A 16700-nucleotide genomic window follows, 5' to 3' on the forward strand; every position below is an offset into this window, starting at 1 on the left:
TCATGGTCTTATTTTACCATTCGTTTATAGTGTCCATCAAACGGGGTATAGGCCACTTTCCTGAGCGCATCAAAAAAGGTCTCTCGGCAGTTGCCGAAAGACCTTTTTGCTGCTGCCCGCATGGGACAGGCTTATTTCCCAAAGAGCTTCTTGAGGTTGTCGAGGAAGCTCTTTTTCTCCGGGTTGACGCGGTCGCCGCTGAGCTCGCCGAACTCGCGCAGGAGTTCTTTCTGGCGGGCGCTGAGGTTCTGCGGCGTGAGGACTTTGACGACGACGTGCTCGTCGCCGCGGCCGGTGCCGCGCAGGTACGGGATGCCACGGCCCTTGAGGCGCAGGATCTTGCCGCTCTGCGTGCCGGCGGGGACTTTCATGTCGACGGGGCCGTCGAGCGTCGGCACCTGGACGGTGCCGCCGAGGGCCGCCTCGACGAACGAGACGGGGACCTCGACGATGACGTCGGTGCCTTGCCGCTTGAAGAATTTATGCGGCTTGATGAAGATGTAGACGTAGAGGTCGCCGTAGCCGCCCCCGTGCGAGCCCGCCTCGCCGTGGCCGGCGACGCGCAGGCGCGTGCCCTGGTCGACGCCCTTCGGAATCGTGACCTTGACGGTGTGCGTCTCGCGCTTCTTGCCCGTGCCGTGGCAATGGGGGCAGGGCGTCTTGACGATCTTGCCCGTGCCGCCGCAGCGGCTGCAGGTCGTCTGGTTCATCATGCGGCCGAACGGCGTGTTGTGTACGGTCTGGCGCATGCCGCTGCCGTGGCAGTCGGGGCAGGTCTCCTGGCTCGTGCCGGGGGCCGCACCGGTGCCGTGGCAATGGGAGCACTCCGCCGTGCGCGGGATGGAGAGCTCGACTTCCTTGCCGAACGCCGCTTCCTCGAAGGTAATCTCGAGGTCGTAGCGCAGGTCGGCGCCGCGCTCCGCCACGGGGCCTTGCCCACGGCCGCCGCGGCCGCCGCCGCCAAAGAACATGTCGAAGATGTCGCCGAAGCCATCGGTGCCGCCGCCAAAGCCGCCGAAGCCGCCCTGTCCGAAGCCGCCGAAACCGCCGCCGCCCTGGAAGCCGCCCGTGCCGTCAAAGGCACCTGCGCCGAACTGGTCGTACTGCGCGCGCTTCTTCGGGTCCTTGAGGATTTCGTAGGCCGCGTTGACTTCCTTGAATTTTTCCTCGGCTTCCTTTTCATGGCCGCGGTTGAGGTCCGGATGATATTTGCGGGCCAGTTTCTTGTATGCTTTCTTGATCTCTGCATCCGAGGCATCCTTGCTGACGCCCAGGACCTCGTATAAATCGCGTTTCTCGCTCACTTTCTACCACCTTGTTTTCATCGTGCCGGATGCGCTGCGTCCGAGCGTCATAGATTGTCTCTGGGAAGCGCCGACCGGGCGCTTCCCATGCTCTGATATGAAGAAGTGGTTAGCGGCAAGCGCGCCCGTGCGCGCACCACTAACCACCTCTTACTGATAGACCTTATTTCTTGTCGTTGACGTCCGTGAAGTCGGCGTCGACGACATCGTCGTCATTCTTCTTTTCTTCCTGCTGCGCGTTGCCTGCGCCCGGCTGCGGGCCGGCCTGCGCGCCCTGCGCGCCCGCCTGCGCACCCGCTGCCTGGTAGGCTGCTGCGCTGAGCTCGTAGAGCGGCTTCTGGAGGGCTTCCGTGGCCTTCTTGATGGCCTCGGTGTCCGTGCCCTTGAGCGCTTCCTTGAGCGCGGCATTCGCTTTCTCTACCTCTGCGACTTTTGCCTTGTCGGCCTTGTCGCCGAGGTCCTTGATGGTCTTTTCCGCCTGGTAGGAGAGCGCCTCGCCCTGGTTTTTCGTGTCGATGGCTTCCTTGCGCTTCTTGTCCTCGGCCTCGTGTGCCTTGGCTTCCTTGACCATGCGGTCGATGTCCTCTTTGCTCATGCCGCTGTCGGACTGGATCGTGATCTTCTGCTCTTTGCCCGTGCCGAGATCCTTTGCGGAGACGTGCACGATGCCGTTCGCGTCGATGTCGAACTTGACCTCGATGCGGGGCACTCCGCGCGGCGCCGGCGGAATGTCGGAGAGCTCGAAGCGGCCGAGGGTCTTGTTGTCGGCTGCCATCTCACGCTCGCCCTGCAGGACATGGATGTCGACGGACGGCTGGTTGTCGGCCGCCGTGGAGAAAATCTGGCTCTTGCTCGTCGGGATCGTCGTGTTGCGCTCGATGATCTTCGTGCAGACGCCGCCGAGCGTCTCGATGCCGAGGGAGAGCGGCGTGACATCGAGGAGCAGGACGTCCTTGACCTCGCCGACGAGGACGCCGCCCTGGATAGCAGCGCCGACGGAGACGCACTCATCCGGGTTGACGCCTTTGCTCGGCTCCTTGTTGAGGATGCTGCGGATGGCCTGCTGGACAGCCGGGATACGGGACGAGCCGCCGACAAGGATGATCTTGTTGATGTCGCTGCCCGTGAGGTCAGCATCAGCCATGGCCTTCTTCGTCGGACCCATCGTGCGCTCGACGAGGTCGCGCGTCATCTCATCGAACTGCGCGCGCGTGAGCGTGAGGTCGAGGTGCTTCGGGCCGGAGGCGTCCGCCGTGATGAACGGCAGGTTGATGTTCGTCTGCGTCATGCTCGAGAGCTCGATCTTCGCCTTCTCAGCGGCCTCCTTGAGGCGCTGCGCGGCCATCTTGTCCTGCGAGAGGTCGATGCCGTTCTCTTTCTTGAACGACTCCACCATCCAGTCCATGATCTTCTTATCGAAGTCATCGCCGCCGAGGTGCGTATCGCCGTTCGTCGCGAGCACTTCGAACGTGCCATCGGAGAGGTCGAGGATGGAGACATCGAACGTGCCGCCGCCGAGGTCGAACACGAGGACCGTCTCGTCTTCATCCTTGTCGAGGCCGTAGGCGAGCGCCGCTGCCGTCGGCTCGTTGATGATACGCATGACGTCGAGGCCCGCGATCTTGCCCGCGTCCTTCGTCGCCTGGCGCTGGCTGTCATTGAAGTACGCCGGCACGGTGATGACGGCCTGCGTGACCGTCTCGCCGAGGTACGCTTCCGCGTCGCTCTTGAGCTTCTGCAGGATCATCGCGGAGATTTCCTGCGGCGTGTAGGATTTGTCGTCGATCGTGACCTTGTAGTTCGGATCGCCCATGTGACGTTTGATGGACGAGATCGTGCGATCCGGATTCGAGACGGCCTGGCGCTTTGCGAGCTGGCCGACGAGACGCTGGCCGTCCTTCGTGAAGCCGACGACAGACGGCGTGATGCGGCTGCCTTCCGGGTTCGTGATGACGGTCGGCTCGCCGCCTTCCATAACGGATACGACGGAGTTCGTCGTACCTAAGTCAATACCGATTACCTTGCTCATGGTTCTTCCTCCCTGGTTCTCTTTATTTCATAAAGTCATTACTAACTAATCAATTGCTGACGACCTGCACCATGCTCGGGCGGATGACTCTGCCCTTGACGATGTAGCCCTTCTGGAGCTCCTGCGCGATCGTGTCGTCCTCGAGGTCGGGGTTCTCGACGCGCATGACCGCCTGGTGGAAGTTCGGGTCGAACTTCTGCCCCGCCGTGTCGATGAGCTCGAGGCCGGCATTCTTGAGCGTCTCGTGGAGCTGCGTGTAAATCATCTCCACGCCCTTCTGGAAGGACTCGTTATCCTTCTGCTCGGCGGCCATCGCGCGGTCGAAGTTGTCGAGGATCGGCAGCATGCTCTTCAGGAGATCCTGCGTGACGACATTCGCGAGTTCCTCGCGCTCCTTGCTCGTGCGGCGGCGGAAATTCTCGAAGTCAGCCTGCAGGCGCTTCACGCGGTTATCCTTTTCCTCAAGGGCCGCCTTGAGGCTCTCGACCTGCGCCTTGAGCGCCGCGGCGTCCTCATCAGGTGCCGCAGCCTCCGTGGCCGCATCGGCCTCAGGCGCTGCTGCGTCCGCGGCCTCTGCCGTCTCCGGCGCCTCATCCGCGGCCGTCTCCTCGGCCTCCGCCTCGTCGATTTCCTGCTGCATTTCCTTCATCTTCTGTTCGTCTTTCTTGCTCATTGCATCTTTCATAAAGGATGGCAATGGATTCACCTCTTTCCGCCTCGCTACCAGTCGAAGCGCTTGATGATATTGGTCAGATTGGCATTCATGTACTCGAGCAGGCTCATCGCCTTCGCGTACTCCATGCGCGTCGGGCCGAGCACCGCGATGGTGCCGAGGAGCTCGCCGTTCAGATGGTACGTCGCCGTGATGATGCTGCTGTCCTTGAAATGGCTGTCCTCGTTCTCCTGCCCGATCGTGACCTCGAGCCCATCGCCCATGTGGGCGTGCAGGAGGTCTTTCATGAGCTCCTCCTCCTCGAGCACGAGCAGCGTATCCTTTACCTTTTCCACATCGTGGAACTCCGGCTGCTCGAGCATCTCGGTCGTGCCGCCGAGGTAGAGGCGCTCCTCCTTGCTCGACTCGAGCGCTCGGTGGATGATGGAGAGCGCCGCCTCGTAGAGCGGCTCGTCCTGGATCTCATCCTTGATCTCTGCGAGCGAGTGATGCTCGATGGTCGCGAGCGTATGACCGGCGAGGTTCTTGTTGATGACCGCCGCCATGCGCTGGAAGTCCTCGAACGTCGCGCCGTCCGGCATCCGCATGATCTTGTTCTCGATGAAGCCCGCGTCCGTCATGAGGACGGTGATGACGCGCCGATCGTCGAGCGGCAGGAACTGCAGGCAGCGGAACTGCGCCTGCGTGAGCTGCGGCGCGAGCACGAGGGAAACGTTGTGCGTCACCTGCGAGATGATGCGCGCCGTCTCTTGGAATACCTCCTCGATGCGCTTCACGCGCTTCTCGTACCAGCGGTTGATGAGGCGTTTTTCCTCATCGCTGACCGGCTCGGGCGGGATGAGCCCGTCGACATAGAACCGGTAGCCCTTCGAGGAGGGGATGCGTCCCGACGAGGTGTGCAGCTGCTCGAGATAGCCGAGCATCTCGAGATCCGCCATCTCGTTGCGGATGGTCGCAGGACTCACGCCGAGGTCATATTTCCGCGCGAGCGTGCGGGAGCCGACCGGCTCCGCGGACTCTACGTAGTCGCGGATGATGGCCTTGAGCACTCGCTGCTTGCGCGCGTCGAGCGAATCCTGCATCCTCTCCCCCTCCTCTCAGCGGATTCTCTCTGTTAGCACTCGCCTTGCCTGAGTGCTAACCTTGAATCTAATAAGAATATACACCGAATAAAACAAAAAGTCAACGCTTAAATGTCAAAAAGTCAAAATTATTTGCCGCGAGGAGCAACAACTTACCTCAGAAAGCAGAGATACCCCGTCGTAACAGCGGCGAGAATCCAGCTCACGCGGCTGACCTGCGCACCATCCATGAGCGCCCGGATGGTGAAGCGCTCGCCGAGAAAGACCAGCGCGCGGCTGAAAAGCCACTTCAGGAAGAGCGCGACGAGCACGGCGATGGCGAGCCGGAACATGATGACGAACGCCGCGCCCAGGAACATGCAGATGCCTGCGAGCACGACGCAGACAATCGCGATGACTGCGAAGATGGATGCCACGACGCCTGTCGCAGCCAGTGCCACGATCACGCCTGCCAAGAGAATGGCGCCTAAGATTTCAAACATGAAGATTCCTCCCTTGCGGAACCACTGATGCGTTCAGCGCTTCCGGCTAGATGCCATGTATGGATTTCTCATTTCTTATATTATATCCTATCTGCCGCCAACGGAAAAGCCTCTCCCGTCGCTCGTCTTACGGAGGATCAAGCGCTCTCCGATAGCTGTATCCATGCACCGGTTGTCCTCTATCAGAAATATATGACAGATGTCACATACTTCTCTCTTATTCGATGACGTATATCAGCTGATTTTGAATTATTTAAGCGGTATACTAAGCACAGAAACAAGCAATACCGGTCAAAGTCAGGAAACCTCAGGTTCCGCCGCACCGTATCGCAAACTACATGCATAAAGGAACCGCTGATTAAATGAAGTGCTCCGGATTTACGTGGATGCGCTGTACTCTTCGGAGACAAGCCGCAGGCGTAGCCGAAGCTGCGCTGAGGATGGTCGAGGGCGAGAGGACAGCACAGACGCGTGAAGACGGAGTGCTGAATGAATCAGTGGTTCCTAAACGTCCACTTCATGGACATTGTGCATCGCCCTTTCCGTAAATCCAGTCAATCGCACTGCGCCTTCGGCTTGCGTTCTTGAGGATTTACATCGCGAGAGATGCTTGCCAGCGGCCTGCTGGATACCTCGAGCGCGTTCTTCCTGACACGGCACTGATTCCTTCAGGATTTTCCGAAGAAAAGAAAGGATTGATTTTTCATGGAGATCGCATTTTGCCGCATCGATGACCGCCTGATCCACGGGCAAGTCGCTACCGTCTGGACAAAGGTCACCGGCTGCAACCGCATCATCTGCGTGAACGACGAAGTCGCGCAGGATACCTTGCGGAAAAAGCTGCTGCTGCAGGTCGCGCCGCCGGGCATCAAGGCCTATGTCGTTCCCGTCGAGAAAGCCGTCGCCGCCTACAAGAATCCGAAGTTCGCGCCTTTTAAGACGCTCTTCCTCTTCACGAACCCGCGCGATGTCGTGCGCGCCGTAAAGGGCGGCATCCCGTTCACGTCCGTCAACCTCGGCGGCATGACGTACAAGGAGGGCGACACCCTGATCTCGCAGGCCGTCGCCGTGAACCAGGACGATGTCGCCGCCATCAAGGAACTCGTCGCCATGGGCATCGAGGTGGAGATCCGCAAGCTGGCGAGCGAGACAAAGACCGACGCAATGAGCGCGCTGCGCGCCAAGGGCCTTGCGTAAAGAAATGCAGCTGCCGTCCGGACGACCTCATAGAGAGAGGCGACATTCCTGGTGGCGGCGTGAAAGGAGACTGCTATCATGACAACGATCCAATTCATCCTGCTCATCCTCGTCGCGGCCATCGCGGGCATGGGCTCCGTACTCGATGAGGCACAGTTCCATCGCCCGCTCGTCGCCTGCACACTCGTCGGGCTCGTCCTCGGCGACGTCACCACCGGCATCATCCTCGGCGGCACACTCGAGATGCTCGCCCTCGGCTGGATGAACGTCGGCGCCGCCATGGCGCCGGACGCCGCACTGGCTTCCGTGATTTCCTCCATCCTCGTCATCGTCGGCCATCAGAGCATCGGCGCCGGCATCGCCATCGCCGTCCCGCTCGCGGCCGCAGGCCAGGTGCTCACCATCTTCGTCCGCACGATCACCGTATTCTTCCAGCACCTCGCTGATAAGTTCGCGCTCGACGCCAACGGCTTCGGCATCGAGCTCTGCCACCTCGGCGGCCTCGCGCTGCAGGGCATCCGCGTCGCGGTTCCCGCCGCGCTCGTCGCCGCCATCGCCGGCACGGACACGGTCAACGCCCTGCTCGCCTCCATCCCGGAGGTCATCACGCGCGGCCTCCAGGTCTCCGGCGGCTTCATCGTCGTCGTCGGCTACGCGATGGTCATCAACATGATGAACGCGAAAGCCCTCATGCCGTATTTCTTCCTGGGCTTCCTCATCGCCGTCTTCACGAACGTCAACCTGATCGGCTTCGGCGCCATCGGCCTCATCGCCGCCTATTTCCACATCAAGGGACTGCAGCGCGACCTCGCCGCGGAGGCGAGCAGCACCTCGGCTGCCGCCGCTGACCCGCTCGCCGATATCGATGATTCCGAGCTTATGTGAGGAGGACCGTCATGGAAAAGACACTCAGCAAAAAAGACCTCGTAAACATCTTCATCCGCTCGAACTTCCTTCTGGGCTCTTTCAACTTCGAGCGCATGCAGTCCATCGGCTTCTGCGTAGCTCTGCTGCCGGCGCTCCGCAAGCTCTACCATGGTGATAAGGCGGCACTGGCCGCCGCGATGAAACGCCACCTGGAGTTCTTCAACACCCAGCCGTTCCTCGCCTCGCCCATCATGGGCATCACGGCCGCTATGGAGGAGAAGAAAGCGAACGGCGCTGACATCAGCGACCAGACGATCTCCGGCGTCAAGGTCGGCCTCATGGGGCCGCTCGCCGGCGTCGGCGACCCGATCTTCTGGGGCACGCTGCGCCCCGTGCTCGCCGCGCTCGGCGCGGGCATCGCCATCACGGGCAGCATCGTCGGCCCGCTGATCTTCTTCCTCGTCTTCAACGCGATCCGCCTCGCCACGAACTGGTACGGCGTCATGTACGGCTACGAGAGAGGCACGAAGCTCGTCGACGAGATGGGCGGCAACAAGATGCGCTACCTCACGGAGGGCTCTTCCGTCCTCGGACTGCTCGTCATGGGCGCTCTCGTCGCGAAATGGACGACCGTCAATATGCCGCTCGTGCTCTCTTCCTATACGAACAGCGCCGGCGAGCAGGTCACGACGACCGTGCAGTCCATCCTCGACAGCCTCATGCCCGGCATCGTGCCGCTGCTCATGACGTTCGCCTGCATGTACCTGCTCAGGAAGAACATCAACCCGCTCGTCATCATCCTCGGGCTCTTCGCGCTCGGCATCATCGGCTACGCAATCGGCCTGTTCGCTTGATTCTTCCTATCACCATCGCCCTTCCTTGAGGCAGCGCCGATCCATGCGGCGATGCCTTGAAATAAGATAAATCCCTTCGCGGCGCCCCGGAGCACAGCTCCAGGGCGCCGTGCCGTATGATGCAGTTGACAAGCCCGCAGGCAATTTATAAGATGGAGGCAGCACCTGCGCCCGCCGCCCGCAGTCCGCAGACCGACGCTATGATCACGAAGAGGAGGCCATCATGTACCGTCACACACTATTGCTCATCTCCCTCGCCGCGCTCCTCATGGTCTGCGGCCTGCTCAGCCTCCTCCGCTGGGGGCCGCAGGATCTCAGCCTGCGCCACGACGAGCACCGCCACCGCTTCGGCGCCGTCTACATGACGCTGAACAATCCTTTCTATAAAATCATCGACGAGGAGATCCGCACCTGTGTCGAGAACCACGGCGACGTGCTCCTCACCCGCGACCCCGCGCTCTCCGTCGAACGCCAGACAGAGGCGGTCCGCGCCCTCATCGACGAGGGCGTCGAGGTGCTGTTCCTCACACCCGTCGACTACCAACAGATGGGGCCTGCGCTCGAGGCGGCGCGGGCGGCGGGCGTTCCCGTCATCGCCATCGACACGGAGCTCGCAGACACGGCGCCGGTCGCCGCGACCATCACCTCGGACAACTACCAGGCCGGCGTGGCCTGCGCGCGCCATCTGCTCGCGCACAGGCAAGCGGCGCGCATCGTACTGCTCGATCATACGGCGACGCGCTCAGGCTCCGACCGCATCCGCGGCTTCCGCGATACCATCGCCGCGCACCCGGGCTTCGAGATTCTCGGCGAGGAGGAGTGCGAGGGGCAGCTCGAGCGCGCCATGCCCGCGATGCAGCACCTGCTCGCACAGCACCCGACGCTCGATACCGTCATGGCACTCAACGATCCCGCCGCGCTCGGCGCGCTCGCGGCCCTCGCCACAGCCGGGCGCACGGACGTCAGCGTCTACGGCGTCGACGGCGTCCCCGAGAGCAAGGAACTCATCCTGAGCGGCCGCATGACCGCGACCGCGGGCCAGTCGCCGCGCAGCATCGGACGCGCCGCGGCGCAGACCGCCTATGCGTTGCTCGCGGGCAGCAGCTACGAGGCACACCAGGTACTGCCGATCACGCTGTTCACACAGGAGAATCTCTCCGCCGCACAGGCAAAGGAGTGGGATTGATATGAAGCTGCCCTCGCTTTTCGCGCGGGAGACGGGCACAGACCGCCTCGCGCGCCTGCACGCGCTTTTCATCATCTACAACGGCGCGGTCGTCCTGCTGCTCGCCGGCTTCCTCTCGATCACGCAGATGAAGATCATCGAGACGAGGAACGCCCGCGCGTTCCTCTCCCATCTGCCGAGCCTCCCGCTGCCGCCCCTCGAGGGTTTCTGCCTCGCGGCGCTGTCGTTCGCCGCCCTCGCGCTCCTCAGCAGGCTCTATCGCAGCGAGCTGCCGGCACCGCTGCTGCGCTATGCCTGCCTCGCGCTCGAGATCGCCGCCTGCGTGCTCACGATGCGCAGCCTGAGCCTCGCCTACGACGGCATCGTCCTGCTCGTCGTCGTCGACCTCATGCACCGCTACTCCGGCCGCCACCAGGTCATCCTGCTCGCGGCGGCCATGCTGGGGCTCTATGCCATCTTTGGCTACAACCTCGCGCTTTCCTCGCGCTCCATCGTTCCCTTCGACGCTTACGTCGCCTATTACGCGCCCTGGGCACGCAGCCTGTTCTCCTCGCTGCACCACGGCTTCACCTCGCTGAACCTCGTGTTCTTCGTGCTCTATCTCGTGCTCTTCGTACGGCAGAAGCACCAGGAGAAGGAGCGCATCGCCAGCCTCAACAGGCAGCTCGCCGAGGCCAACGAGCGCCTGCGCGCCTACGCGGTCGAGGCGGAGCACCTGGCGGAGACGCGGGAGCGGAACCGGCTCGCGCGCGAGATCCACGATACCCTCGGCCACGCGCTCACGGGCATCGCTGCCGGCATCGACGCCGTCTCCATCCTCATCGACATCGCGCCCGCGAAGGCCAAGTCACAGCTCGCCGTCATCAAGGACACCGCCATGCGCGGCCTGAAGGATGTGCGCCGCAGCGTCAAGAAGCTGCGCCCGGACGACCTCGAGCATCTCTCGCTGCGGCAGGCCATCGAGCAGATGGTCGCCTCCTTCTCCTCCTCGACGGGCATGACGGTCGATTTCTCCGTTCTCACCTATCCACCGCATCTGCGGCAGGACCAGGAGGAAGTGCTCTACCGCGTCGTCCAGGAAGGACTCACCAACGCGCAGCGCCACGGGCGCGCCACCCATGTGAGCATCGCGCTCGGCATGGAGCTCGGCACCATCTTCCTCTGCATCTCAGACAACGGCCGCGGCGCGGACACCGAAAAGCTCACGCCCGGCTTCGGCCTGCGCCACATGGAGGAGCGGCTCGCGCTGCTCAAGGGGCGCGTGCGCTACTGGAGCGACCAGGGATTCACGCTCGAGGTACTCTTGCCAGCCAATGAGGAGGCATCGAAATTCTTATGACACAGCAGAAACTACGCATCATGATCGCCGACGACCAGGAGCTCATCCGCGAGAGCCTCAGCATCATCCTCAGCCAGAACGCCGATATGGAGGTCACGGGCCTCGCGGAGAACGGCGCCGAGCTCCTCTCCCTCATCAAGAAGGCGCCGCCTGACATCGTGCTCATGGACATCCGCATGCCGGAGCTCGACGGCGTGGCGGCAACACACGCCATAAAGGAGCAGTGGCCGCAGGTCCGCATCATCATCCTCACGACGTTCGACGATGACGAGTACGTGTTCAACGCGCTGAAATACGGCGCCTCCGGCTACCTGCTCAAGGGCGTCTCCGTCGCGGAGCTCAGCAACGCCATCCGCACCGTCGCGCACGGCGGCGCCATGATCAACCCGGGCATCGTCACGAAGGTCGTCCATTTCTTCAACCAGATGGCGCAGTCGAGTGTCCAGCAGGACGACGCCGCCATCGATGCCGGCAGCCTCAGCCGCACGGAACGCAACATCGCGCTGCTCGTAGGTCACGGCCTCTCCAACAAGGAGATTGCCGCCCGCCTCTCCCTCTCGGAAGTTACCGTGCGCAACGGCCTCTCCTCCGCGCTCTCCAAGCTGGGCCTGCGCGACCGCACGCAGCTCGCCATCTGGGCGGTGCAGACAGGCCTCGCAAACGCCGAGGTCCTGCCATGAAGCGAAAAACCGCCCTGCTCTGCGCGTTCCTCGCCTGCGCCTATCTCTGGGTGTTCCTCGTGCTCCAGTACGCCCAGCCGCGCACCATCACCCTGCGCATCGGGCTTTTCGCCGGCAGCAACTGGAACGTCCCGCAGGGCGACAGCTACGCCTTCCTCGATACCGTCGCCGCCCGCTTCGAGGCGACGCATCCGGGCGTGAAGATCCGCTACGTCAGCGGCATCCTGCAGGAAGACTACAGCGAGTGGCTGGCCGAGCAGGAACTCTCCGGCACGATGCCCGACCTCTTTTTCCTCCCGTCGGAGGACTTCGCGCTCTACGCGGGCCTCGACGCGCTCAGAGATCTCACGCCCTTCATCGAGGCAGATCCCGCGTGCGACCTCGCGGGCTTCTACCCCGCGCCGCTCGCCGACGGCATCGAGGATGGCAAATACTACGCGCTCCCCGTCGAGTGCGTGCCGCGCCTCATGTTCGTCAACAAGACGCTCCTCTCGCGGGAGGGCATCCCCCTCCCGCACGACGGCTGGACCTGGGAGGATTTCCTCGCCATCTGCCGCCGCGTCACGCGCGATACCGACGGCGACGGCCGCGTCGACCAGTTCGGCGTCTACGGCTACACCTGGGAGGATGCCGTCGTGACGAGCGGCGCGACGCTCTTCTGGGATCAGGGGCGCACCTCCCGCTTCGCCGACGCGCGCGTCGAGGACGCGCTCCGTTTCCTCATCGATCTGCATCAGCTCCCTGAGATCCGGGAAGCCAGGGAACGCGATTTCGACCTGGGGCGCGTCGCCTTCCGTCCGTTCAATTTCGCCGCCTACCGGGCCTATCGCCCCTATCCGTGGCGCATCAAGAAAGCCACCGACTTCGAATGGGAATGCGTGCGCCTGCCCAAGGGCCCGGCGGGCGCGAACACCTCCCCCATCCAGACGCTCCTCATGGCGATGAGCGCCCAGACCTCCCACGAGGATCTCGCCTGGGAATTCCTGAAAGCCATCTCGATGGAAAAGGAGAACCAGCACCTCGTACTCGAAAAGACCGCCGCGCTCCCCGTCCGGCGCGACGTGCTCGAGGCGGCAACGCCCGAGGAGATCTTCGGCGCGGGCACCGGGGAGAGCGACCGCAGCCCGCACGCCATCAGCGCCGTCCTCGACGACGGCAAATCCCCGGACCGCTTCCAGGGCTACGCGGCCGTCATGCGGCTGGCCGACCAGAGAATCCAGGAAATCGTCGACGGCGTCCGCCCCTTCGACAACGCGCTCAACCAGCTGCAGAAGGAAGTCAACGCCCTCCTCCAGGAAACGCCGTAAACCGCTTCCAGGCGTCCTCGTAAACACGCGATGCACAAACGTCCGCTGCCCTATGCCATCTCCGGCCATAGAGCAGCGGACGTTTTTTATCTGCGCCCCAGCGCACCTGTCCCTGATACATCGCACCATCGGCGCATACAAGGCGCGGAGGGCTCTCTGCCAAAGGATGCCTCTGCCTCGCCCGTTCCTAGCGGATGAGCCCCTGCCGCTTCAGATACGCCGCGATGCCGTCCTCCGTATTGGCGAGCGTCACAGCGCTCGCGGCCTGCCGGACCGCCTCCGGCGCGTTCCCCATCGCGACGCCCTCGCCCGTGTAGGAGAGCATCGGGATATCGTTGTAATTATCGCCGAAGGAGATCGCCTGCGCCGGCGTGAGCGAGAAGGCGCGGAGCATCGCCTCGATGCCGGCGGCCTTCGTGACCTCGCGGCTCATGATCTCGAGCAGGATCGGCGACGAGCGCACGACATTGCACGCGGGCAGCCGCGCGGCAAGCGCCTGCTCCGCCGCCGCGATCTCCGCCTCCTCGCCCATGAGCAAGAGCTTGTGCGGCTGCTCCGCGCGGCCGAGGACGCGCGCGAAGGGAACGACCTCCGCCGCAGCGCTCGTGATCTCCTCCTCATGCTGGACGCGCGCGTCCCTTGCCTCGACGTACCAATGATGCCCCGCGTAATAATTCACCGTCAGCGCCGGGAACGCCTCGGCGATGATGCCGAGCGCCTCCCGGACGGCGGGAAGCGGCATGCGGCGGCTCAAGAGCTCCTCCCCCGCCGCCGTGAGCGCGAGCGCGCCGCTGTAGCACACCAGCGGGATATCGATGCCGAGCGCCCGCGTGATCGGCAGGATGGCCTCCGGCATGCGGGCCGAGACCAGCACGAACGGGATGCCGCGCGCGAGCAGCTGGCGCACCGCGTCCGCCGTCGCCGCCGTCACCTGATGCTCCGGCGTGAGAAATGTTCCATCGATGTCTGAAAAAACGATCCGATCTGCCCCCATATTTTTTCCTCCTTCAAGACCACATGAAAGCGCCAAGACGCGCGGCGCAAACGCCGCAGCAGAGCGCTCGTCCACGCACAGGCGTCACGCAGCCTGCGGCCGATCCGCCTGGACAGCATGCTTTTCCTCGGCAAACGGTCTGCCTGACGCTTTCCCTCTCCATTATACCCCAGCCGTCCCCTCCGGCAAAGCCGCCACAACGGGCACGAGGATGCGCGTGAGGTAGTCGCGCACGTCGCGCGAGCTCATCTCCTCGAGGATGCTCTCCTCATAGGAATAGCCCGCGGCGCGCAGGTGATGCGCGCGCAGGTAGTCGCGCAGGAGCGCGTAGGGGCGCGCGGTGTCCTCATAGTCGCCGGCGAAATAGGTGACGAGGTAGCGTCCCGCGGGGCGCTCGTAGCGGTAGGGACGCTCGATGGCGCGCAGCGGCCGCTCGGTGACGGTGAAGTAGTAGCTCTCGAAGTTCTCCCGGCCAGGCGTCAGATACTCCTCCGGCGAGAGCATGAAGCCCATGCCGTAGCCCGCGTCCGCCTTGTGCTCGAAGACGTAGCGCAGGTGCTCGGTCATCGCGCGCTCGAGCGTCGGGCTGTCGCCCTGCAGCGCAAGCTTACGGACGTTGCGCGAGATGACGAGATGCGCCGCGGGGAGCACGACCTCCTCGACGCGGCCGCAGGTGACGTGCGCGGCCTGCGCGAGCAGCGCGCGCTGGTTGCGCACGATGCGCATCTGGTGCTGGAGGCGCGCGAGCTCGCCCGTGAGCCATGCCTGCTGCTCCGTGAGCAGCGCGTCGAGGCGCGCGGGGCTGCGATGTTCCATGTACTCCTTGATCTCCGCGAGGTCGAGCCCCATCGCGCGGAAATGGCGCAGCATGTAGAAGGGATAGAACTGCTGGAAGCTGTAGCTCCGGTAGCCGTTCGGCTCGACGCGCGCGGGGCGGAAGATGCCCTGCGCGTCATAGTAGTGCAGCGTGCGCTTGTTCACGCCGACGATGCGCGCGAACTCGCCCGTGTGGAAGGATCGCTTGCGTGCCATAGTCTGCTCCTCTCTCGTCTCGCGGCAGCGCCGCCCCCCCCATCTCGCGCCCGCACAGATTCGAAGGCATGACGCAGCCGCGCAAAGATGGGGCGTTTCCTTTCCTCAGCGCTCCCTTGACATTACAGTAACTGGATACTTTATGATAATCATAGATCATTTCAGAAGGAAAGGAAAGGATGATTTCCATGAAAGCAACCCAACACTGTACGACGCCGCTCGCGCAGAGATTCTCCGCGTCCGGCCTCCTGCGCTTCGCGGCCCCCTCCATCGGCATGATGCTCGTCATCGCGCTCTACACCGTCACGGACGGCATCTTCATCGGACGCTTCGCTGGCGCTGACGCGCTCGCGGCCTCGAACATCGTCTACCCCGTCATCAACCTGCTGCTCGGCCTCGCCATCATGCTCGCCTCAGGCGGCTCGGCGCTCGTCGCGAAGACGCTCGGCGAGGGCGAGGCGGCGCACGCGCGCGAATATTTCTCGCTCATCGTCTGCGCCGGCACGGTCATCGGCCTCGTCTTCGCCCTCGCGGCGTTCCTCCTGCGCGTGCCGCTCCTCACGGCGCTCGGCGCGAGCGCGCACCTCTGGGCGGACTGCGCCGGCTACCTGCTCGCGCTGCTGCCGTTCTTCCCGTTCGCCGCGGCGATGCTCATCTTCAACGCCTTCTACATCGCGGACGGGCGGCCGGCCTGCGGCTTCTTCGTCTCCATCGCGAGCGGGCTCGCGAACGCCCTCCTCGACTATATGTTCCTCGCGCAGCTCGGGCTCGGCATCGCGGGCGCGGGGCTCGCGACGGGGCTCTCCTACCTGCTCGCCGCCGCCATCGGACTCGTCTATTTCGCGCGCTTTTCCCACACGCTACGGCTCGTGCGCACACCGCTGCGGCCGCGCGTGCTCCTCTGCGCCTCCTACAACGGGCTCTCCGAGATGGTCACGCAGCTCTCCGTCGGCGTCACGACGTTCCTCTTCAACCTCATGACGTTCGCCTACATGGGGGAGGACGGCGTCGCCGCCATCTCCGTCATCCTCTACGCCGAGATGCTCCTGACCTCTCTTTTGCTCGGCTTCACGAACGGCGTCGCGCCCGTCTTCTCCTACCACTACGGCGCGCGCCGCGGCGGCGAGCTGCTGCGGCTGCTGCGCCTCGCGCTCGTCATCATCGGCATCGCGGGCGTCATCGCCTACGGCATGGCGCGCGTGCTCGGCGCGCCGCTCACCGCGCTCTTCCTGCCGCAGGGCGGCCACGTCGCCGTACTCACGCTGGACGGCTTCTCCCTCTTCTCGCTGAGCTTCCTGCTCTGCGGTTTCAACATCTTCACGGCGGGCTTCTTCACCGCGCTCTCGAACGGGCGCACCTCCGCGCTCTGCTCGCTGCTGCGGAACCTCGTCGGCATCGCCATCTTCCTCTTCGCGCTGCCGCATTTCCTCGGCGCGCGCGGCATCTGGCTCGCCGTGCCCGCGAGCGATCTCGTCGCGCTCGCCGTCTCCCTCTCCTGCCTGCGCGGCGAGGCGATGAGCATCCTCGGCACCTACGCGCACCGCTACCCGCGTCTCTTCGCCCGCACGCGCGAAGGAAACGCCGAGACCTGACACAGCAGCGGCCCCCCCACACAGAAACGGCGCGGCACGGCTGCACGCAGTGCCAAGAGAAATCGCACCACATCCAAAAGCC

General features: G+C 63.8%; 15 protein-coding genes. 8 read left to right on the forward strand and 7 right to left on the reverse strand.

The features are described from left to right. Window positions 1–131: 131 nt before the first annotated feature. From dnaJ to F599_RS0109685, 5 genes are all read right to left on the reverse strand, one after another. Complete coding sequence (gene dnaJ / locus F599_RS0109665; protein ID WP_019543326.1) at window positions 132–1304, reverse strand: molecular chaperone DnaJ; 1173 nt, start codon at window positions 1302–1304, stop codon at window positions 132–134. Between the two features lie 163 nt (window positions 1305–1467). Then, entirely contained in the window at window positions 1468–3333 is a 1866-nt protein-coding gene (gene dnaK / locus F599_RS0109670; RefSeq protein ID WP_019543327.1) for a molecular chaperone DnaK, read from the reverse strand. 49 nt (window positions 3334–3382) lie between these two features. Then, the gene (gene grpE / locus F599_RS0109675; protein WP_244869343.1) at window positions 3383–4006 is read right to left on the reverse strand and encodes a nucleotide exchange factor GrpE; all 624 of its coding nucleotides are present in this window, start codon (window positions 4004–4006) and stop codon (window positions 3383–3385) included. Between the two features lie 47 nt (window positions 4007–4053). Then, window positions 4054–5088 carry a heat-inducible transcriptional repressor HrcA gene (gene hrcA / locus F599_RS0109680; protein ID WP_019543330.1) on the reverse strand — a complete coding sequence of 345 codons (1035 nt, stop codon included), beginning with the start codon at window positions 5086–5088 and terminating at the stop codon, window positions 4054–4056. Window positions 5089–5240: 152 nt separating this feature from the next. After that, the gene (locus F599_RS0109685; RefSeq protein ID WP_019543331.1) at window positions 5241–5570 is read right to left on the reverse strand and encodes a hypothetical protein; all 330 of its coding nucleotides are present in this window, start codon (window positions 5568–5570) and stop codon (window positions 5241–5243) included. A gap of 705 nt (window positions 5571–6275) precedes the next feature. Here F599_RS0109685 and F599_RS0109690 point away from each other — a divergent pair. The 7 genes from F599_RS0109690 (at window position 6276) to F599_RS0109720 (ending at window position 13000) form a co-directional block, all read left to right on the forward strand. Continuing rightward, window positions 6276–6767, forward strand: a complete 492-nt coding sequence (locus F599_RS0109690) for a PTS sugar transporter subunit IIB (RefSeq protein ID WP_019543332.1) — start codon at window positions 6276–6278, stop codon at window positions 6765–6767. 78 nt (window positions 6768–6845) lie between these two features. Next, a complete protein-coding gene (locus F599_RS0109695; protein ID WP_019543333.1) occupies window positions 6846–7652 on the forward strand; it encodes a PTS mannose/fructose/sorbose transporter subunit IIC in 807 nt (268 codons plus the stop codon). An 11-nt stretch (window positions 7653–7663) separates the two neighbouring features. After that, entirely contained in the window at window positions 7664–8488 is an 825-nt protein-coding gene (locus F599_RS0109700) for a PTS system mannose/fructose/sorbose family transporter subunit IID (RefSeq protein WP_019543334.1), read from the forward strand. 223 nt (window positions 8489–8711) lie between these two features. Beyond that, window positions 8712–9674, forward strand: a complete 963-nt coding sequence (locus F599_RS0109705) for a sugar ABC transporter substrate-binding protein (protein WP_071592864.1) — start codon at window positions 8712–8714, stop codon at window positions 9672–9674. A 1-nt stretch (window position 9675) separates the two neighbouring features. Next, entirely contained in the window at window positions 9676–11013 is a 1338-nt protein-coding gene (locus tag F599_RS0109710; RefSeq protein ID WP_019543336.1) for a sensor histidine kinase, read from the forward strand. Then, entirely contained in the window at window positions 11010–11693 is a 684-nt protein-coding gene (locus F599_RS0109715) for a response regulator transcription factor (protein WP_019543337.1), read from the forward strand. The genes F599_RS0109710 and F599_RS0109715 overlap by 4 nt, the downstream gene beginning before the upstream one ends. After that, on the forward strand, window positions 11690–13000 hold the full coding sequence (locus tag F599_RS0109720) for an extracellular solute-binding protein (protein WP_019543338.1): 1311 nt from the start codon (window positions 11690–11692) through the stop codon (window positions 12998–13000). Before F599_RS0109715 ends, F599_RS0109720 begins: the two co-directional genes overlap by 4 nt. A gap of 187 nt (window positions 13001–13187) precedes the next feature. On the opposite strand, the gene F599_RS0109725 is transcribed toward F599_RS0109720, so the two are convergent. Further along, window positions 13188–13994, reverse strand: a complete 807-nt coding sequence (locus F599_RS0109725; RefSeq protein WP_019543339.1) for a Cof-type HAD-IIB family hydrolase — start codon at window positions 13992–13994, stop codon at window positions 13188–13190. 162 nt (window positions 13995–14156) lie between these two features. Beyond that, window positions 14157–15026 (reverse strand): MerR family transcriptional regulator, encoded by an 870-nt coding sequence (locus F599_RS0109730; RefSeq protein ID WP_019543340.1) that lies wholly within the window; start codon window positions 15024–15026, stop codon window positions 14157–14159. A 188-nt stretch (window positions 15027–15214) separates the two neighbouring features. Between F599_RS0109730 and F599_RS0109735 the strand changes: the two genes are divergently transcribed. After that, the gene (locus F599_RS0109735) at window positions 15215–16618 is read left to right on the forward strand and encodes an MATE family efflux transporter (protein ID WP_156021991.1); all 1404 of its coding nucleotides are present in this window, start codon (window positions 15215–15217) and stop codon (window positions 16616–16618) included. The last annotated feature ends 82 nt before the right edge of the window (window positions 16619–16700 follow it).

It is taken from the genome of Selenomonas bovis DSM 23594 (assembly GCF_000381005.1).
Taxonomy (GTDB): domain Bacteria; phylum Bacillota; class Negativicutes; order Selenomonadales; family Selenomonadaceae; genus Selenomonas_C; species Selenomonas_C bovis.